The organism is Bradyrhizobium embrapense (genome assembly GCF_001189235.2).
GTDB lineage: Bacteria > Pseudomonadota > Alphaproteobacteria > Rhizobiales > Xanthobacteraceae > Bradyrhizobium > Bradyrhizobium embrapense.
In genome coordinates, this window is record NZ_LFIP02000002.1 from 619,863 (window position 1) to 637,729 (window position 17,867).

The 17,867-nt window shown below is 65.3% G+C and carries 19 protein-coding genes; 12 read left to right on the forward strand and 7 right to left on the reverse strand.

Going from position 1 to position 17,867, the window contains the following annotated elements; all coding sequences use genetic code 11:
- Positions 1–4 precede the first annotated feature (4 nt).
- From AKN83_RS10365 to AKN83_RS10395, 7 genes are all read left to right on the forward strand, one after another.
- Positions 5–874 (forward strand): metal ABC transporter permease, encoded by an 870-nt coding sequence (locus AKN83_RS10365; protein WP_050405779.1) that lies wholly within the window; start codon positions 5–7, stop codon positions 872–874.
- A 5-nt stretch (positions 875–879) separates the two neighbouring features.
- Positions 880–1,752 carry a metal ABC transporter substrate-binding protein gene (locus AKN83_RS10370; RefSeq protein ID WP_050405780.1) on the forward strand — a complete coding sequence of 291 codons (873 nt, stop codon included), beginning with the start codon at positions 880–882 and terminating at the stop codon, positions 1,750–1,752.
- A gap of 55 nt (positions 1,753–1,807) precedes the next feature.
- The gene (locus AKN83_RS10375; protein WP_050405781.1) at positions 1,808–2,854 is read left to right on the forward strand and encodes a CobW family GTP-binding protein; all 1,047 of its coding nucleotides are present in this window, start codon (positions 1,808–1,810) and stop codon (positions 2,852–2,854) included.
- Complete coding sequence (locus tag AKN83_RS10380) at positions 2,854–3,873, forward strand: WD40 repeat domain-containing protein (RefSeq protein WP_050405782.1); 1,020 nt, start codon at positions 2,854–2,856, stop codon at positions 3,871–3,873. The genes AKN83_RS10375 and AKN83_RS10380 overlap by 1 nt, the downstream gene beginning before the upstream one ends.
- Before the next feature lie 44 nt (positions 3,874–3,917).
- Positions 3,918–4,634, forward strand: coding sequence for an MgtC/SapB family protein (locus AKN83_RS10385; RefSeq protein WP_050405783.1), 717 nt, complete (start codon positions 3,918–3,920; stop codon positions 4,632–4,634).
- Between the two features lie 81 nt (positions 4,635–4,715).
- Entirely contained in the window at positions 4,716–5,048 is a 333-nt protein-coding gene (locus AKN83_RS10390) for a hypothetical protein (protein ID WP_050405862.1), read from the forward strand.
- Between the two features lie 120 nt (positions 5,049–5,168).
- On the forward strand, positions 5,169–5,909 hold the full coding sequence (locus tag AKN83_RS10395; RefSeq protein ID WP_050405863.1) for an acetoacetate decarboxylase: 741 nt from the start codon (positions 5,169–5,171) through the stop codon (positions 5,907–5,909).
- Between the two features lie 133 nt (positions 5,910–6,042).
- On the opposite strand, the gene AKN83_RS10400 is transcribed toward AKN83_RS10395, so the two are convergent.
- From AKN83_RS10400 to AKN83_RS10420, 6 genes are all read right to left on the reverse strand, one after another.
- Entirely contained in the window at positions 6,043–7,485 is a 1,443-nt protein-coding gene (locus AKN83_RS10400; protein WP_157113305.1) for a homospermidine synthase, read from the reverse strand.
- Positions 7,486–7,525: 40 nt separating this feature from the next.
- Complete coding sequence (locus AKN83_RS10405) at positions 7,526–7,915, reverse strand: RidA family protein (protein WP_050405785.1); 390 nt, start codon at positions 7,913–7,915, stop codon at positions 7,526–7,528.
- Between the two features lie 103 nt (positions 7,916–8,018).
- Entirely contained in the window at positions 8,019–8,186 is a 168-nt protein-coding gene (locus AKN83_RS40500; RefSeq protein WP_172803517.1) for a hypothetical protein, read from the reverse strand.
- Positions 8,187–8,196: 10 nt separating this feature from the next.
- Positions 8,197–8,802, reverse strand: coding sequence for a GNAT family N-acetyltransferase (locus AKN83_RS10410; protein WP_050405786.1), 606 nt, complete (start codon positions 8,800–8,802; stop codon positions 8,197–8,199).
- 129 nt (positions 8,803–8,931) lie between these two features.
- The gene (locus tag AKN83_RS10415; protein ID WP_050405864.1) at positions 8,932–10,074 is read right to left on the reverse strand and encodes a type III PLP-dependent enzyme; all 1,143 of its coding nucleotides are present in this window, start codon (positions 10,072–10,074) and stop codon (positions 8,932–8,934) included.
- A 662-nt stretch (positions 10,075–10,736) separates the two neighbouring features.
- On the reverse strand, positions 10,737–10,997 hold the full coding sequence (locus tag AKN83_RS10420; RefSeq protein ID WP_430641515.1) for a hypothetical protein: 261 nt from the start codon (positions 10,995–10,997) through the stop codon (positions 10,737–10,739).
- A gap of 131 nt (positions 10,998–11,128) precedes the next feature.
- On the opposite strand from AKN83_RS10420, the gene AKN83_RS10425 reads away from it, so the two are divergent.
- Genes AKN83_RS10425 through AKN83_RS10435 form a run of 3 tightly spaced genes read left to right on the forward strand, consistent with a single transcriptional unit; the run spans position 11,129 to position 14,969 of the window.
- Entirely contained in the window at positions 11,129–13,204 is a 2,076-nt protein-coding gene (locus tag AKN83_RS10425) for a M3 family metallopeptidase (protein WP_050405787.1), read from the forward strand.
- A 14-nt stretch (positions 13,205–13,218) separates the two neighbouring features.
- A complete protein-coding gene (locus AKN83_RS10430) occupies positions 13,219–13,857 on the forward strand; it encodes a DUF1007 family protein (RefSeq protein ID WP_050405866.1) in 639 nt (212 codons plus the stop codon).
- Positions 13,854–14,969, forward strand: coding sequence for a nickel/cobalt transporter (locus AKN83_RS10435; protein ID WP_172803518.1), 1,116 nt, complete (start codon positions 13,854–13,856; stop codon positions 14,967–14,969). Before AKN83_RS10430 ends, AKN83_RS10435 begins: the two co-directional genes overlap by 4 nt.
- 149 nt (positions 14,970–15,118) lie before the next feature.
- Here AKN83_RS10435 and AKN83_RS10440 read toward each other — a convergent pair whose 3' ends face one another.
- Positions 15,119–15,517 (reverse strand): MAPEG family protein, encoded by a 399-nt coding sequence (locus AKN83_RS10440; protein WP_050405789.1) that lies wholly within the window; start codon positions 15,515–15,517, stop codon positions 15,119–15,121.
- A gap of 115 nt (positions 15,518–15,632) precedes the next feature.
- Here AKN83_RS10440 and hemH point away from each other — a divergent pair, with 115 nt between their 5' ends.
- Together hemH and AKN83_RS10450 are read left to right on the forward strand one after the other, a co-directional pair.
- A complete protein-coding gene (gene hemH / locus AKN83_RS10445) occupies positions 15,633–16,670 on the forward strand; it encodes a ferrochelatase (RefSeq protein WP_050405790.1) in 1,038 nt (345 codons plus the stop codon).
- A gap of 168 nt (positions 16,671–16,838) precedes the next feature.
- The gene (locus tag AKN83_RS10450) at positions 16,839–17,843 is read left to right on the forward strand and encodes an SPFH domain-containing protein (RefSeq protein ID WP_050405791.1); all 1,005 of its coding nucleotides are present in this window, start codon (positions 16,839–16,841) and stop codon (positions 17,841–17,843) included.
- Positions 17,844–17,867 lie beyond the last annotated feature (24 nt).

Here is a 17,867-nt window from a genome sequence, read left to right on the forward strand (position 1 = left end):
GCCGATGCTGACTGACGTGCTGATCACGCCTTTCACCGAATTTGAGTTCATGCGCCGCGCGCTGGCGGCCGTGATCGCCCTGTCGCTCGGCGGCGCGCCGATCGGCGTGTTCCTGATGCTGCGGCGGATGAGCCTGGTCGGCGATGCCATGGCGCATGCGATCCTGCCGGGAGCTGCGATCGGCTTCCTGCTGTCCGGGCTCAATCTGTTCGCGATGACGACCGGGGGGTTGATCGCGGGTTTTGCCGTCGCATTGCTCGCCGGCCTCGTCGCCCGCACCACCGAGCTGAAGGAGGATGCTTCGCTCGCGACCTTCTATCTGGTCTCGCTGGCGCTCGGCGTCACCATCGTCTCGATCAAAGGCACCAATATCGACCTGCTGCACGTGCTGTTCGGCAATATCCTCGCGATGGACGACCAGACCCTGCTGGTGATCGCGTTCAACGCCACCATCACGCTGCTGGTGCTCGCGGTGATCTATCGCCCGCTGGTGATCGAATGCGTCGATCCGGTGTTCCTGCGCACCGTGAGCCGGGCCGGCGCGCCGTCGCATCTCGCCTTCCTCGCGCTGGTCGTGGTCAATCTCGTCAACGGCTTCCACGCGCTCGGCACGCTGCTCGGCGTCGGGCTGATGATCCTGCCCGCCGGCATTGCGCGGTTCTGGTCGCGCGACATCACCACCATGATCTGCATCGCGGTTGCGAGCGCGATTGTGTCGGGCTATGCCGGGCTCGTGCTGTCGTACCAGACCCGCATTCCCTCCGGCCCCGCGATCATCCTCGTCGCGGCCGGGCTCTACATTGTGTCGCTGCTGTTCGGCAATGTCAGCGGACTGGTGCGGCAGCTGTTTCCCGGCCGCCATCTCGAGGCGTGAGGACGATGCGGCGATTGTTCGGTCTGATCGGTCTGGTGCTGCTGCTGGCGAGCGGCACGGCGCGCGCCGAGGAGCGCATCAAGGTCGTTGCGAGCTTCTCGATCCTCGCCGACATGGTGCGCAATGTCGGCGGCAACGACGTCGACGTGGCGGCGCTGGTCGGTCCCGACGGCGACGCGCATGTCTACGCGCCGACGCCGGCCGATGCCAAAAAGGTCGCCGACGCCAGGCTGCTGGTCATCAACGGCCTCGGCTTCGAGGGCTGGCTGCCACGGCTGTTGCAGGCCTCCGGCAGCAAGGCGCCGGTCGTGGTGGCGACCAAGGGGATCATGCCGCGCAAGATGGGCGGCCATGACGATCCGCATGCCTGGCAATCCGTTGCCAATGCCAAGATCTACGTCGTCAATATTCGCGACGCGCTGATGGCTGCCGCCCCCGACCATGCCGGCGTCTTCAAGGCCAATGCCGACGCCTATCTGGCCAAGCTGGAGGCGCTCGATCGTGAGGTGCACGAGGCGGTGGCGCGCGTACCGGAGGCGCGGCGCAAGGTGATCTCGACCCACGGCGCGTTCGGCTATTTCGCCGATGCCTACGGGGTCACGTTCTTCGCGCCGCAGAGCGTGTCCACGGATTCCGAGCCCAGCGCACGCGATATCGCCGCCATTATCGCCCAGATCAAGGTCGCGAAAATTCCGGCAGTTTTTCTCGAAAATATCAGCGATCCCCGTCTGGTCGAGCGGATCGCCGCCGAGACCGGCGCCAAGGTCGGCGGGACCCTGTATTCGGACAGTTTGACGGGCGAAAAGGGCCAGGCACCCACTTACATTGATATGGTCAGGCACAATATAAAGGCCCTGACCAGCGCGCTCGCCAATTAGGGCAGGGGCCTCCCTGCGGGACCGAGCGTGGCCTGAAGTTCCTTTCGGAGTTGTTATGGCTGAAGCTTCGCAAAAAATTCCAGTGACCGTGCTGACGGGCTATCTCGGCGCCGGCAAGACCACGCTGTTGAACCGCATCCTGTCGGAGAACCACGGCAAGAAATACGCCGTCATCGTCAACGAATTCGGCGAGATCGGCATCGACAACGACCTCATCATCGGTGCCGATGAGGAAGTTTTCGAGATGAACAATGGCTGCATCTGCTGCACGGTGCGCGGCGACCTCGTCCGCATCATGGACGGGTTGATGAAGCGCAAGGGCAAGTTCGACGCCATCATCGTCGAGACCACCGGCCTTGCCGATCCGGCGCCGGTCGCGCAGACCTTCTTCGTCGACGAGGACGTGCAGAAGAACGCCCGGCTCGATGCTGTTGTGACCGTCGCCGATGCCAAATGGCTGAGCGACCGTCTCAAGGACGCGCCGGAAGCCAAGAACCAGATCGCGTTCGCCGACGTCATCGTCCTGAACAAGACCGATCTCGTCTCCAAGCCCGAATTGGCCGAAGTCGAAGCCCGGATCCGCGGCATCAATCCGTATGCAAAGCTGCACCGCACCGAGCGCTGCCAGGTCGGGCTGACCGACGTGCTGGAGCGCGGCGCGTTCGACCTCGACCGCATCCTGGAGATCGAGCCCGACTTCCTCGAGGCCGGCGATGATCACGATCATGACCACGATCATCATCATAACCATGACCATGATCACAACCATGATCACGGCCACGGCCTGAAGCACTATCACGACGAGGACATGCAATCGCTGTCGCTGCGTTCGGAGAAGCCGCTCGATCCGACCAAGTTCATGCCCTGGTTGCAGAACCTCGTCGCCACCGAGGGACAGAAGATCCTGCGCTCGAAGGGCATCCTCGCCTTCACCGGCGATGACGACCGCTACGTGTTCCAGGGCGTCCACATGATGCTGGAGGGCGACCACCAGCGGAAATGGAAGGACGGCGAGAAGCGCGAGAGCCGCGTCGTGTTCATCGGTCGCGAATTGCCGGAGCAGGCGATCCGCGATGGCTTCGAGCAGTGCATCACCACGTGATGAAAGAGTTCGACCCGGGCGAGGCCCCTTCTTCCATCGTTTCGATCACCGATCGCGTCAAGCAGCTTCCGCTCGGCGCGGCAGTCGGTTCGGTGCATTTCCTCGGCGACCGCGCGTTCTTCGTCGGCGCCGAGGAGAGCGTCGCAATCGCGACCATCGACGGTGAGATCACGCGGACGGAAACCCATTTCGGCGCCATCCTGTGCGCGGCTTCCGACGGCAAACGGCTCGTCACCGGCGGCGACGACGGCAAGCTGATCGCGATCGATGCCAAGGGCGAGATCTCGACGATTGCGACCGACGCCAAGCGGCGCTGGATCGATAATGTCGCCCTGCACAGCGACGGCACCGTGGCGTGGTCGGCGGGCAAGACCGCGTTCGTGCGCAATCCCAAGGGCGAAGAGAAAACCTTCGAGGTGCCGTCGACCGTCGGCGGGCTGGCATTCGCGCCGAAGGGGCTGCGGCTCGCGATCGCCCATTACAATGGTGTGACGCTGTGGTTTCCGAACATGGCCGCCAACCCGGAATTTCTGGAATGGGCCGGCTCGCATCTCGCGGTGACGTTCAGCCCGGACAACAAATTCCTGGTCACCGCGATGCACGAGGCCGCGATGCATGGCTGGCGGCTCGCCGATAACCGGCACATGCGGATGAGCGGCTATCCCGGCCGCGTGCGCTCGATGTCGTGGAGCGCCGGCGGCAAGGGGCTCGCGACCTCGGGCGCCGATACCGTGATCGTCTGGCCGTTCACCAGCAAGGACGGCCCGATGGGCAAGGAGCCGGCGATGCTGGCGCCGATGCCGGCGCGGGTCGCAGTCGTCGCCTGCCATCCGAAGAACGACATCATGGCGGTCGGCTATGCCGACGGCACCGTGCTGATGGTCCGGTTCGAGGACGGCGCCGAGATCCTAGTGCGCCGGAATGCCGGCGCGGCGGTGTCCGCGCTGGGGTGGAATGCCAAGGGCACGCTTCTCGCCTTCGGCACGGAAGATGGTGACGCGGGCATCCTGGAAATGTAAGAGATCGCTGCATCGTTCTCGGGCGAGGAAGAATCGGCGGCGTCATGCGATTTCTCACCACATTCCAGCTCGCCGACTTCATCGACACGCTAGTCAGCCTGACGTCAGCTTTTGTGCTGGGCACGCTGATCGGGGCCGAACGGCAGTACCGGCAGCGCACCGCGGGGCTGCGCACCAATGTGCTGGTCGCGGTCGGCGCGGCCGCCTTCGTTGATCTGGCGATGCATCTGGCCGGCGCCGACGGCGCGGTGCGGGTGATCGCCTATGTGGTGTCGGGGATCGGCTTCCTCGGCGCCGGCGTCATCATGAAGCAGGGCATGGACGTGCGCGGCCTCAACACCGCGGCGACGCTGTGGGCCTCGGCCGCGGTCGGCTCCTGCGCCGGCGCCGACCTCGTGGCGCAGGCGGCGGCCCTGACCGTGTTCGTGATCGCCGGCAACACGCTGCTGCGTCCGCTGGTCAACGCCATCAACCGCATCCCGCTGAACGAGAAGGCGTTGGAGGCGACCTACTACTTCAAGCTCGCGGTGACCCCCGAAGCGCTGCCCGACATGCGCGACCGCCTGGTCGAGAAGCTCGAGGCCGCGAATTATCCTGTCGCCGATGTCAACGTGGTCGAGGCCGGCGACGACTTCCTCGAGATCGTGGCGGAGCTGGTCTCGACCGCGGTCGACCCCAACGAGCTGAACGCCGTGGTGGTCGACCTGCAGCATCAGCCGGGCGTGCGGCACGTGACCTGGGAAATCAGCACCACGGATTGAGGCGAGGTTCCTGTAAGTCCTGCTCAGGAACCATGCGGCAGCCCGATCGTTGACCCTGCTGACAATGCGCAGGTGAACGAGATGGCTGCGGATCGGACCAGGCTGCGGAACGACGTGCTGATCGCCTCCACGATGGTGGTGGCGGGCGTTGCGATCGCCGCGCTGTCGCTGCACGCGATCAACGCCGCCCCGCCGCAGGAAATGGCGCAGGCAACCCAGCCGCTACAGGCGACGCCGTCGCAGGAGCCGGAGAAGACCGCGCCGCCAGCGGAGTCGAAGCCCGGCGGCGATCGGCCGACCACGCCCGCGCCGGAGCCGGCGCGTCCCGACGCCGAGGCACAGAAGGCCGGCGCCAAGCCGGTGTTGCCGCCGGCACCCGCTGAGAAGACCGCCCCGCCGATCGAGAAGAAATAGCGGCTGCCGGTCGACGCATTGTGACGCGCATTTGACTGACGCTGCCGATTATACGGTCTCGCCTCTGTCATCCCCGCCCGCCATAATCTGCCGTCTTGCCAACGACAGATGGGGCTTTTCATGAAGATCGAGGACGTCCGGCGCACCGCCTATTCGATGCCGCTCACCAACCCGTCGTTTCCGCCGGGGCCGTACCGGTTCTTCGACCGCGAATATTTCATCATCACCTACAAGACCGACCCTGAGGCGCTGGCGGCGGTGGTGCCGGAGCCGCTCGAGGTCGCCGAGCCTGTCGTGAAGTACGAATTCATCCGCATGCCCGACTCGACCGGCTTCGGTGACTACACCGAGACCGGGCAGGTGATCCCGGTCCGCTTCAAGGGCGAACTCGGGGCCTATACTCACGCAATGTATCTCGACGACGAGGCCCCGATCGCGGGTGGCCGCGAGCTGTGGGGATTTCCGAAGAAACTGGCGCGGCCGAAGATCTCAGTCGAGAGCGACGTGCTGGTCGGCTCGCTGCATTACGGCTCGGTGCTCTGCGCCTCCGCCACCATGGGCTACAAGTACCGCAAGGTCGATCACGACACGGTCCTGAACGCGATGAAGGCGCCGAACTTCATCCTGAAAATCATCCCGCATGTCGACGGCAGCCCGCGGATCTGCGAGCTGGTGCGCTTCCATCTCGACGACATCGTGCTGAAGGAGGCCTGGACCGGCCCCGCCGCGCTCGGCCTGTTTCCGCACGCGCTGTGCGACGTCGCCCGCCTGCCGGTGCGCGAGGTGGTCTCGGCGCTGCACTACAAGGCGGACCTGACGCTGGGGCTCGGCTCAGTGGCGTTCGACTACATGGCGCGCTGAGCGGATGTCATTCCCCGGTGCGCAATCGCGCACCCGAGGGCTGGCCCTTCGGGCCAGCCCGGAATGACGCGAGCCGGCCCATCGCCGGCTACTGTGCATGGGGTTGTTTTCGAGATTTTTGCCGGAACGCCTCTCAGCGCACCAGAATGTTCTTGAACTGCCAGGGATCTGAGGTGTCGATGTCTTCCGGGAACAGGCCCGGACGATCCGTCAGCGGGGTCCAGTCGGTGTAGAAGCCCTTCACCGGTCCGAGATACGGCAGCTGGATTTCCAAGAGGCGATCGAAGTCCATCTCGTCGGCTTCGACGATGCCCTCGTTCGGGTTCTCCAGCGCCCACACCATGCCGCCGAGCACGGCGGAGGTCACCTGCAGGCCGGTCGCGTTCTGATAGGGCGCGAGCCTGCGGGTCTCCTCGATCGAGAGCTGCGAGCCGTACCAGTAGGCATTGTTGTCGTGGCCGAACAGCAGCACGCCGAGCTCGTCGATGCCGTCGACGATCTCGTTCTCGTCGAGGATGTGGTGCTTCTCCTGCATCCTGGCGGCGCGGCCGAACATCTCGTGCAGCGACAGCACGGCGTCGTCGCACGGGTGATAGGCATAGTGGCAGGTCGGCCGATAGATCGCCTTGCCCGATGCGTCACGCACCGTGAAGTAATCCGAGATCGAGATCGACTCGTTGTGGGTGACGAGGAAGCCATACTGCGGGCCGCGGGTCGGACACCAGGTGCGCACGCGCGTGTTGGCGCCGGGCTGCATCAGATAGATGGCCGCGCCGCAGCCGGCTTCGTGGGTATGCGCATTCTCCGGCATCCATTTCTCATGGGTGCCCCAGCCGAGTTCGGACGGCTGCACGCCTTCGGACAGGAAGCCTTCCACCGACCAGGTGTTGACGAAGACATCGGGCTCCTTCGGCGTCTTGGCGCGCTGGGTGTCGCGTTCGGCGATGTGGATGCCCTTGATACCGGCCTGCCGCATCAGGTCGGCCCATTCGGCCTTGGTCTTCGGCCTCGGCGCATTGAGCTTCAGATCGGCGGCGACATTGAGCAGCGCCTGCTTGACGAAGAAGGAGACCATGCCGGGATTGGCGCCGCAGCAGGAGACTGCCGTGGTCGAGCCGGCCGGACGCGCCTTCTTGGCCGCCAGCGTTACTTCGCGCAGCGCGTAGTTGGAGCGCGCTTCCGGGCCCTTCGAGGCGTCGAAATAGAAGCCGAGCCAGGGCTCGTTGACGGTGTCGATGTAGAGCGCGCCGACCTCGTTGCAGAGCTCCATGATGTCGGTCGAGCCGGTATCGACCGAGAGATTGACGCAAAAGCCCTGGCCGCCGCCCTCGGTGAGCAGCGGGGTCAGCAGCTCGCGATAATTGTCCCTGGTCACGGCCTTCTGGATGAATTTCACATTGTGCTTCTCGCAATGCGCCTTGCGGCCCTCGTCCTTGGGATCGATCACGGTGACGCGCGACTTGTCGTAATCGAGATGCCGCTCGATCATCGGCAAGGTGCCTTTGCCGATCGAGCCGAAGCCGATCATGACAATGGGGCCGGTGATTTTCGCGTAGATCTGCGAGGAGGGGCTCATCATTTTCTCCAGGAGAGCGCCGAGCGGCGGATAGAGTGGATCAGGGGTTGCGTCGCTTTGCGGTGACTTCGATCTCGACCTTCATCTCGGGCCTGTAGAGTCCCGCGACGATCAGCAGCGTTGCGGCCGGGCGGATGTCGCCGAGAACTTCGCCGCAGACCGCGAAATGGGCATCCACGTCACTGCTGTCAGTGAGGTAGTAGGTCGCGCGGACGATGTCGGCCATCGCAAAGCCTCCCTCTTTAAGGGCAGCTTCGATGGTCTTGAAGCAGTTCCGTGACTGGCTCGTGACATCATCAGGCATGGTCATGGTGGTGTAGTCGTAGCCGGTGGTCCCCGCGACGAAGGCGAAGTCGCCGTCGATCACGGCTCGGCTGTAGCCGGCGGTTTTCTCAAAGGGCGAGCCGGTGGAAATCAGACGGCGGGACATGTAGGACCTCGACGGAAAAAGGTTATGCGCGGGGTTTACGGGCATTTTTGGCGCCCGCGCAACCCCCGCATTCTGACCTGGGATTCTGGCCTTGCGGCCGGCGCTAGTGGGACTGCTGCGTGGCGTCCGGTGGGGACGGCGGCGAGCCGGCCCAGCGCCGGATCAGGATGTCCCGGACGATCATGACCGAGATCAGGACCAGCATGACCGTGGTCACGAAACCGCGCCAACGCGGGCGCGCGCCATCGGTTGCGGGAAGGTTCTCTGCCATGGCGCCGGCCTTACGCTGCGTGCGGCACGGCGAGCGGTGCCTTCCGGTTGCGGGTTGCCTTGCCCTTGGGCAGCGGTGCGCCGGTCGGCGTGATCATGCCCCATGCTCCGTCGAGCGCGCCGTCGACCAGCTCGAGGCCGAGCAGCCGCTCGCGCTCGAAAGTACCGGGCAGCGACAATCTGCCGGTCCTGGCGGCGGTGAAGCCATAGCGGGCGTAATAGGGCGCATCGCCGAGCAGGATCACCGCGCCGTGGCCGCGGGCCTTCGCCACGGCCAGCGCGCGTTGCATCAGCGCGGCGCCGACGCCGAGGCCGCGGCAGTCGTCGTCGACGGCCAGCGGCCCCAGCATCAGCGCGCTGCGGCCCCCCGCGCTGACGTGCCACAGCCGCACGGTTCCAACCAGCCGGCCGTCCTGGCGCACGGCCACAAGGCTCAGGCCTTGGGCGGGCGCGCGTCCGTCGCGCAGGCGCTGGCAAGTGCGGGCATGGCGGTTGTCGCCAAAGCAGGCATCCAGCAGCGCTTCGCGCGCGACGACGTCCGAGGTACGCTCCGCGCGGATCGCGAACGGGGCGGCTTTTCGGATGAGGGCAACGGGGGTGTTCCGTTTTGCAGTCATGGCACGTCAGTCCCCGCTTGCAACGGCATGTCGCACGCCGCGCAAGCGTCGTTCAGAAAAATCAAAAATGATCGGGAAGGAGCCGGCGGGGCCGGCTCCCGGTTCATCAGGCCTCGAACAGGAGGCGGCTTAGATGTGGTAGGTCTTCAGCGGCGGAATGCCGTTGAACGCCACCGACGAGTAGGTCGACGTATAGGCGCCGGTGCCTTCGATCAGCAGCTTGTCGCCGATCTCGAGCGTCACCGGGAGCGGATACGGCAGCTTCTCGTACAGCACGTCGGCGCTATCGCAGGTCGGGCCCGCGAGCACGCACGGCGTCATGTCGGCCCCGTCATGCGGGGTGCGGATGGCGTAGCGGATCGACTCGTCCATCGTCTCGGCGAGACCGCCGAACTTGCCGATGTCGAGATAGACCCAGCGCACCTCGTCCTCGTCGCTCTTCTTCGAGATCAGAACGACTTCGGTCTCGATGATGCCCGCATTGCCGACCATGCCGCGGCCCGGCTCGATGATCGTCTCCGGGATCTGGTTGCCGAAATGCTTGCGCAGCGCGCGGAAGATCGACCGGCCATACTGCAGGACCGGCGGAACGTCCTTGAGATACTTGGTCGGGAAGCCGCCGCCCATGTTGACCATGGTGAGGTTGATGCCGCGCTCGGCGCAGTCACGGAACACGGTCGACGCCATCGCGAGCGCGCGGTCCCACGCCTTCACCTTGCGCTGCTGCGAGCCGACGTGGAACGAGATGCCGCACGGCTCCAGCCCAAGGCGCTTGGCGAGGTCGAGCACGTCGACCGCCATCTCCGGATCGCAGCCGAACTTGCGCGACAGCGGCCACTCGGCGCCGGCGCAATCATAGAGGATGCGGCAGAACACCTTCGCACCGGGAGCGGCGCGGGCGATCTTCTCGACCTCGGCGGCGCAATCGACCGCGAACAGGCGAATGCCGAGCGCGAAGGCGCGCGCGATGTCGCGCTCCTTCTTGATCGTGTTGCCATAGGAGATCCGGTCAGGCGTCGCACCGGCGGCCAGCGCCATCTCGATCTCGGCGACGGTCGCGGTGTCGAAGCAGGAGCCGAGCGAAGCCAGCAGCGACAGCACTTCTGGCGCGGGGTTGGCCTTCACCGCGTAGAACACGCGGCTGTCCGGCAACACCTTCGCGAAGGTCTGGTAGTTGTCGCGCACGACTTCGAGGTCGACGACGAGGCACGGCTCGGTGTCGAGACCATCCTGGCGGCGGTTGCGCAGGAATTCCTGGATACGTTCAGTCATGGCACTCTCCAACGGCCCCAGCGACGGGATCCGCATCAACGTGACGTCGGGTACGAGCGCTTCGGCCACATCGCGCGATGGAGGCGCGTTGAGGCCAAGAGACTCAAACCAGACTGTGCTGCCGTGGATTGGTTGGGAGAGTTTCCCGCCCGCTCACCTGGCAATGAAGGACAAGCCTTTTCAGTAGCCCGCGCCGGCGTTGGACCGCCGGTAGAGACCAAAAAAGCCCGATCCGTCGTTGCTTTAAGTCGCGTCCCCCGTGGAGAGCGGGGTGCGCCGGTTCGCCTCCGGCTGCCAGTCACGGTTGCAAAGAGTGGCGAGACCTTCAACAAGGCATCCCTGGAGAGAGATGCTGGCCGCTTCGTGTCCTAATGGACGTAAGCGACCCTCGGTTCTTCCACCCCTTGGCGGCTGTCCGGCCTCTTGTCCGGATACCTACCGACTGACACACGACCACAGGCACGTGCGAAATTGGGCAAGGCAGGAAATAAGTCTTTTGAATTCGCGGCGCAAGAATTTTTTTGCGATAGCGACAAATTTCCCTAACGCGTGCTTGCGATCTCGCGCGCAGCAGGCGCTGAAGATGAACGGCCGTTAAGAATGACTAACGAAGCGTGTGCGTCTAAGCCCTGTGCCGCAGCGCTTTCTTGAATCGCTTCAGCTCACGCACGGCGCGTGAACGGCTCGATGCGCTGAGCTGCGCGGATGAAGGCGATCATGATCAGGACGCCAATGCCGAACAGCACGGCCTGCAGGATGTGCGCGCCGAGATCACCGAGCCCGAGCACGATCGCGAGCGCCCAGCCGCCGGCGAAGGCCGCGCCGAACACTTCGGCGCCGATCAGGATCGCCGCCGAGATGACGGTGATGACGCTCGGCCAGGCGATGGCGCGATTGGTCGAGGCGGAGGGCTGCATGGTCATGGAATAGGTCCTGTTCAGGGGGGCGCAATCTCTCCGAAAAGTGCCCATCTATCAAGCGCAAAAGGCCCAAAAATGCCGTATCGCGTGATATAGATTGGGCCGCATTTTCAAGGCGAAAAACGGGATATTCGATGTCAGAAGCCAGCGCAGAGGTTCAAACCAATCCCCTCCTGAAGGCGTGGCAGACGCCGCTCGAGACCCCGCCCTTCGCCGAGATCAAGCCGGAGCATTTCCTCCCCGCCTTCGAGCAGGCCTTCGCCGACCATTCGGCTGAAGTGGCTGCGATTACCCATGATCCGGCGCTGCCGGACTTCGACAACACCATCACGGCGCTGGAGCGCTCCGGCAAGCTGCTGTCGAAGGTCTCGGCCGTGTTCTACGACCTGGTCTCGGCGCATTCGAGCCCTGCGATCCTGGAGATCGACAAGGAGATCTCGCCCCGGATGGCGCGGCACTGGAATCCGATCATGATGAACGCTGTGCTGTTTGGCCGCATCGCCATGCTGCACGAGAAGCGCGCCTCGCTCGGCCTGACCGGCGAGCAGATGCGGCTGCTGGAGCGCACCTACACCCGCTTCCGCCGCTCCGGCGCCGGGCTCGACGACGCCGCCAAGGCCCGCATGGCCGAGATCAACGAGCGTCTTGCCCATCTCGGCACCTCGTTCAGCCACCACCTGCTCGGCGACGAGCAGGAGTGGTTCATGGAGCTCGGCGAGGGTGACCGCGCCGGCCTGTCCGACACATTTGTGGCAGCGGCCAAGGCTGCGGCGGAAGAGCGCGGCATGGCCGGCAAGGCGATCGTGACGCTGTCGCGCTCCTCGGTCGAGCCGTTCCTGCAGAGCTCGTCGCGGCGCGACCTGCGCGAGAAGGTCTACAAGGCGTTCACGGCCCGCGGCGACAATGGCAACGCCAACGACAACAACGCGACCATCGTGGAGATCCTCAGGCTGCGCGAGGAGACCGCGAAGATCCTGGGCTTCCCGACCTACGCCGCCTATCGCCTCGAGGATTCCATGGCCAAGACGCCGGAGGCGGTGCGCGGCCTGCTGGAGCGGGTCTGGAAGCCGGCGCGGGCGCGCGCGCTCGCCGACCGCGACGCGCTGCAGGCGCTGATCACCGAGGAGGGCGGCAATTTCACTCTGGCGGCCTGGGACTGGCGGTACTACGCCGAGAAACTGCGCCAGGCCAAAGCCAATTTCGATGATTCCGCGATCAAGCCGTATCTGGTGCTCGACCATATGATCGAGGCCGCGTTCGACTGCGCCACCCGCCTGTTCGGCGTCACCTTCGCCGAGCGCAAGGACGTGCCGGTCTGGCACCCGGACGTCCGGGTCTGGGAGGTCAAGGGCCGCGACGGCCAGCACAAGGCGCTGTTCTACGGCGACTACTTCGCGCGGCCGTCGAAGCGCTCCGGTGCCTGGATGACCTCGCTGCGCGACCAGCAGAAGCTCGACGGCGACGTCGCGCCGCTGGTCATCAATGTCTGCAACTTCGCCAAGGGCGCCGACGGCGCGCCCTCGCTGCTGTCGCCGGACGACGCGCGGACCCTGTTCCACGAGTTCGGCCATGGCCTGCACGGCATGCTCTCCAATGTGACCTATCCGTCGCTGTCGGGAACCTCGGTGTTCACCGATTTCGTCGAGCTGCCCTCGCAGCTGTACGAGCACTGGCAGGAGCGGCCCGAGGTGCTGCAGCGCTTCGCCCGCCACTACCAGACCGGGGAGGCGCTGCCGGACGACCTGCTGAAGCGCTTCCTCGCCGCGCGCAAGTTCAACCAGGGCTTTGCCACCGTGGAGTTCGTCTCCTCGGCGCTGGTCGACCTCGAATTCCACACCCAGCCGGCGGCGGCGAGCTGGGACGTCCGCGCCTTCGAGCAGAAGGAGCTCGAGAAGATAGGCATGCCCGCCGAAATCTCGCTGCGGCACCGACCGACCCAGTTCGGCCACATCTTCTCCGGCGACCACTATGCGTCGGGTTACTACAGCTACATGTGGTCGGAGGTGATGGACGCCGATGCCTTCGGCGCCTTCGAGGAGGCCGGCGACATTTTCGATCCCGCGACTGCCAAGCGGCTGCTCGACGACATCTATTCGTCGGGCGGCTCGCGCGATCCGGAGGAGGCCTATGTCGCCTTCCGCGGCCGCGAGCCCGAGCCGGACGCGCTCTTGCGCCGTCGCGGCCTGCTCGAGACGCCTGAGGCGGCCTGACGGTGTGGCAGTCCGTGAAATGCCTGGTCGCCTGGCTCGTGCTTGGGGTGTCCGTCGTGCTCGGTACGGCGGCCGCCGAGGCCCACCCGCATGTCTGGATCGTGGCCAAAAGCGAACTGATCTATGCGCCCGACGGCACCATCACCGGCGTCCGCCACGCCTGGACCTTCGACGACATGTTCTCGACCTATGCGCTGCAGGGCATCGAGACCAAGGTGAAGGGCGCCTACAGCCGCGACGAGCTGGCGCCGCTGGCCCAGACCAACGTCGAGTCGCTGAAGGAATACGCCTACTTCACCTTCGCCAAGGGCGACGGCAAGAAGCAGAAGTTTACCGAGCCGGTCGACTACTTCCTCGAATACAAGGATTCGGCGCTGACGCTGCACTTCACCCTGCCGGTGAAGACGCCGTTCAAGGCCCGGCAGCTCTCGCTCGAAGTGTTCGACCCGACCTACTTCATCGACTTCCAGTTCGCGGAGAAGGAGCCGGTCAAGCTGGTCGGCGCCGCGGCAGAGTGCAAGATGCAGTTCGAACGGCCGAATAGTGACGGCACCGCGGCCGCGCAGAAGCTAGGCGAGCAGAATTTTCTCGATGGTGGCAACGGCAATTTCGGCATGATGTTCGCCAACAAGATCACGGTGGATTGCCCATGACGCTGATCGCCTCGCGCGTGATGCGTGGCCTTGCCGTGTCCGCTGCGGTGCTGGCGGCAGTGGCGGTGCTCGATGGCGCCGTTCATGCGCTGCTGGCGCAAAATCCGTTCGGCGCACCGCGGACAGCGGAGCCGCAGGGCGGCATCTTCGGCTGGCTGTTGGCAAAGCAGTCGGAGTTCTATCGCGAGATCTCGCAGGCGATCCGCGCCGCGAAATCCGACGGTTCTGCGGTCTGGACGCTGCTTGCGATCTCGTTCGCCTACGGAATCTTCCATGCCGCCGGCCCCGGCCACGGCAAGGCGGTGATCTCGTCCTACATGGTCGCCAATCGCGAGACCGCGCGGCGCGGCATCGTGCTGTCGTTCGCCTCGGCGCTGATGCAGTCGCTGGTCGCGGTCGCCATCGTCGGGATCTGCGCCTGGCTGCTCAATGCGACGGCGAAGACCATGTGCGGGGCGGAGAAGGCGATCGAGATCGCAAGCTACGCACTGATCGCGGGGTTCGGCGCCCGGCTGGTCTGGCTCAAGGGCGGCGGCTTCTTCCGTGCGCTCCAGCCGGCGCGGCCGGCGCTGGCGATGGCCGGCGCGCAGCAGCACGATCACGACCAACATGATCACGATCACCGCGGCCATGGCCATGATCACCATCATCGTCACGCGTATGACGATGATGGCCATCATCATGGCCACGATCACGGTCATGATGCCCAGCACGTCCATGACGAGCATTGCGGCCATTCGCACGGGCCGACGCCCGCCGAGCTCGCCGGTCCCGGCGGCTGGCGGCGCGGCCTCAGCGCGATCTTCACGGTCGGCATCCGGCCGTGCTCGGGCGCGATCCTGGTCTTGGTGTTCGCGCTGGCGCAGGGCCTGTTCTGGGCCGGCGTCGCCGCGACCTTCGTGATGGGCCTCGGCACCGCCATCACGGTGGCGGCGATCGCGCTGGTCGCGGTGTCGGCGCGCGGCGTGGCCGAACGGCTGAGCGCAGCGCGCGACGGCGGCGGCATGGTGATCATGCGCGGCCTGGAATTCGCCGCCGCGAGCCTCGTGCTGCTGTTCGGGCTTGGGCTCTTGTTCGGCTACGTCGCGGCCGAGCGGGCGACGTGTTTGTAGAGTCCTTCGTCCCCGCCGTGCCCTGATCCGTCACCCTGAGGAGCGCGTAGCGCGTCTCGAAGGGTCGACGGCCACAGGCCGGGCCGTCGACCCTTCGAGGCTCGCAAGAGCTCGAACCTCAGGGGGACGGATAACGGGGAGGCGTGCGCTCAGCTCGTCAGATACCCCCTGATCGCCGGCAGCAGGAAGATCGCGATGTTGATCGCAAAGCCGATGCTCCAGAGGATCGAGCGCAGCGTCGGGCGGTTGCCGATATAGGTGAAGACGTAGGCGATCCGCACGATCAGGAACAGCACGGCGAGCTCGTCGATCAGCCGCAGCGGGCCGACGCGGAATTCGGCGAGCAATACGGCGAAGGCGAAGAACGGCAAGGCCTCGATGCCGTTCTGGTGGGCGCCGAGCGCGCGCGAGCGGATCGGGTCGTCGTAGAAATCGGGATCGCGAGGTTTCGAATTGTCGAAGCCGCGGATGCCGGACCATTTCACCGATACGATCGTCAGCAGCGAGAGCAGCAGCGTTCCGAAGACGCACCATTCGGCGATCGTCATGGTTCCTCCCCATTCACGCATGGGAACGTAGCCAACCGGCACTCGGCTTGACAAGGTTGGCGCAACGCGCGAAGCCCAAAGCCCCCAAGCGAAGGACTTTGAGCGCAAGGCCATCATGAGCACGGTGATCCCGTTCGAGAGCGCGAAGCCTGCCGCGGCGCCGAAGCCGGAGCGCGTCGGCGTGCTGCTGGTCAATCTCGGCACGCCGGACACGGCGGATGCCGCGGGCGTGCGGGTCTATCTGAGGGAATTCCTGTCCGATCCGCGGGTGATCGAGGACCAGGGGCTGCTCTGGAAGCTGATCCTCAACGGCATCATTCTGCGCGTGCGCCCGGCCCGCAAGGCCCGGGACTATCTGAAGATCTGGAACACCGAGAAGAACGAGTCGCCGTTGAAGACCATCACGCGCTCGCAAGCCGACAAGCTGGCGGAGGCGATCGCCGATCACGACCGTGTCGTCGTCGACTGGGCGATGCGCTATGGCAATCCTTCGATCAAGGACCGCATCGAGGCGCTGGCGGCGCAGGGCTGCACCCGCCTGCTGCTGGTGCCGCTCTATCCGCAATATTCTGCGGCTACGTCGGCGACCGTCTGCGACGAGGCGTTTCGCGTGCTGGCCGGCCTGCGCGCGCAGCCGACCCTGCGGGTGACGCCGCCTTACTACGATGACCCTGATTACATCGAGGCGCTCGCGGTCTCGATCAACGAACATCTCGCGACATTGCCGTTCCAGCCCGAGATCATCCTCGCCTCGTTCCACGGCATGCCGAAGGAATATGTCGACAAGGGCGATCCCTATCAGGCGCAATGCATCGCCACGACCAACGCGTTGCGCAGGCGGCTCGGGCTCGATGCCGGCAGGCTGCTCCTCACCTTCCAGTCGCGCTTCGGCAATGCCGAGTGGCTGCAGCCCTATACCGACAAGACGGTCGAGAAGCTGGCCAAAGACGGCGTGCGGCGAATTGCCGTGGTCACGCCCGGCTTCTCCGCGGATTGCCTGGAGACGCTGGAGGAGATCGCGCAGGAGAACGCCGAGATCTTCCGGCACAATGGCGGCGAGCAGTTCGCGGCCATCCCCTGCCTCAACGACAGCGACGGCGGCATGGACGTGATCCGCCAGCTCGTGCTGCGCGAGCTCCAGGGCTGGATCTGATTGTTAACGATCCGTGACGCCGGATGCGGCTATTCGTGCGCATCTGGTAGTCCGGCAACCACTTCCTATGTGCTAGGTAGAACAACAGCCGGCTGAACCGGCGGAGCGGTCCTGCCGACCAATGCACGACCGCGCTGGCGACGGTCTCGCTGGCCCCTGGAGGACTTCATGACTGGCTTCGACGTTTTCGCGATCGTCTTTGTTCTTCTCGTCATCGTCACGCTGTTCGCCGGGATCAAGACCGTTCCGCAGGGCTATGACTGGACCATCGAGCGGTTCGGCAAATACACCCGCACGCTGTCGCCCGGCCTCAATCTGATCGTGCCGTATTTCGATCGCATCGGGCGCAAGATCAACATGATGGAGCAGGTGATCAACATCCCCGAGCAGGAGGTGATCACCAAGGACAACGCCACCGTCACGGTGGATGGCGTCGCCTTCTATCAGGTGTTCGATGCCGCGAAGGCGAGCTACGAAGTCGCCAATCTCAACCAGGCGATTACCGTCCTGACCATGACCAACATCCGCTCGGTGATGGGCTCGATGGATCTCGACCAGGTGCTGTCGCATCGCGACGAGATCAACGAGCGGCTGCTCCGCGTGGTCGACGCCGCGGTGTCACCGTGGGGCGTCAAGGTCAACCGCATCGAGATCAAGGACATCGTGCCGCCGGCCGATCTCGTCGAGGCGATGGGCCGGCAGATGAAGGCCGAGCGCGTCAAGCGCGCCGACATCTTGCAGGCCGAGGGACAGCGGCAGTCGGAGATCCTGCGCGCCGAGGGCGCCAAGCAGGGCCAGATCCTGCAGGCCGAGGGCCGCCGCGAGGCGGCCTTTCGCGACGCCGAGGCGCGCGAGCGTCTCGCCGAGGCCGAAGCCAAGGCGACCCAGATGGTGTCGGAGTCGATCGCCAAGGGCGACGTCGCCGCGCTGAACTATTTCATCGCCGACAAATACATCAAGGCGTTCGGCCAGCTCGCGGAGTCGCCGAACCAGAAGGTCTTGATGCTGCCGATCGAGACCTCGAGCGTGCTGGGCTCGCTGGCCGGCATCGGCGAGATCGCCCGCGCCACCTTCGGGGAGAGCGCGGCATCGGCCACGGCTGCAGCGCGGCGCGGCGGCTCGGTGCCGCCGGCAGGTTCCACGCCGCCCCCGCCGGTGCCGCCGCAGCGGTGAGGGTGTGACGGCGATTGCCCGCAA

Coding starts and splice junctions, on each gene's coding strand:
- AKN83_RS10380 (WP_050405782.1), top strand. CDS start 2,854: ATGAAAGAGTTCGACCCGGGCGAGGCCCCTTCTTCCATCGTTTCGATC.
- AKN83_RS40500 (WP_172803517.1), bottom strand. CDS start 8,186: ATGGCAGAGAACCTTCCCGCAACCGATGGCGCGCGCCCGCGTTGGCGC.
- AKN83_RS10410 (WP_050405786.1), bottom strand. CDS start 8,802: ATGACTGCAAAACGGAACACCCCCGTTGCCCTCATCCGAAAAGCCGCC.
- AKN83_RS10365 (WP_050405779.1), top strand. CDS start 5: ATGCTGACTGACGTGCTGATCACGCCTTTCACCGAATTTGAGTTCATG.
- AKN83_RS10405 (WP_050405785.1), bottom strand. CDS start 7,915: ATGTCCCGCCGTCTGATTTCCACCGGCTCGCCCTTTGAGAAAACCGCC.
- AKN83_RS10435 (WP_172803518.1), top strand. CDS start 13,854: ATGACGCTGATCGCCTCGCGCGTGATGCGTGGCCTTGCCGTGTCCGCT.
- AKN83_RS10415 (WP_050405864.1), bottom strand. CDS start 10,074: ATGACTGAACGTATCCAGGAATTCCTGCGCAACCGCCGCCAGGATGGT.
- AKN83_RS10425 (WP_050405787.1), top strand. CDS start 11,129: ATGTCAGAAGCCAGCGCAGAGGTTCAAACCAATCCCCTCCTGAAGGCG.
- AKN83_RS10385 (WP_050405783.1), top strand. CDS start 3,918: ATGCGATTTCTCACCACATTCCAGCTCGCCGACTTCATCGACACGCTA.
- AKN83_RS10390 (WP_050405862.1), top strand. CDS start 4,716: ATGGCTGCGGATCGGACCAGGCTGCGGAACGACGTGCTGATCGCCTCC.
- AKN83_RS10400 (WP_157113305.1), bottom strand. CDS start 7,485: ATGAGCCCCTCCTCGCAGATCTACGCGAAAATCACCGGCCCCATTGTC.
- AKN83_RS10440 (WP_050405789.1), bottom strand. CDS start 15,517: ATGACGATCGCCGAATGGTGCGTCTTCGGAACGCTGCTGCTCTCGCTG.
- AKN83_RS10420 (WP_430641515.1), bottom strand. CDS start 10,997: ATGACCATGCAGCCCTCCGCCTCGACCAATCGCGCCATCGCCTGGCCG.
- AKN83_RS10375 (WP_050405781.1), top strand. CDS start 1,808: ATGGCTGAAGCTTCGCAAAAAATTCCAGTGACCGTGCTGACGGGCTAT.
- AKN83_RS10450 (WP_050405791.1), top strand. CDS start 16,839: ATGACTGGCTTCGACGTTTTCGCGATCGTCTTTGTTCTTCTCGTCATC.
- hemH (WP_050405790.1), top strand. CDS start 15,633: ATGAGCACGGTGATCCCGTTCGAGAGCGCGAAGCCTGCCGCGGCGCCG.
- AKN83_RS10395 (WP_050405863.1), top strand. CDS start 5,169: ATGAAGATCGAGGACGTCCGGCGCACCGCCTATTCGATGCCGCTCACC.
- AKN83_RS10370 (WP_050405780.1), top strand. CDS start 880: ATGCGGCGATTGTTCGGTCTGATCGGTCTGGTGCTGCTGCTGGCGAGC.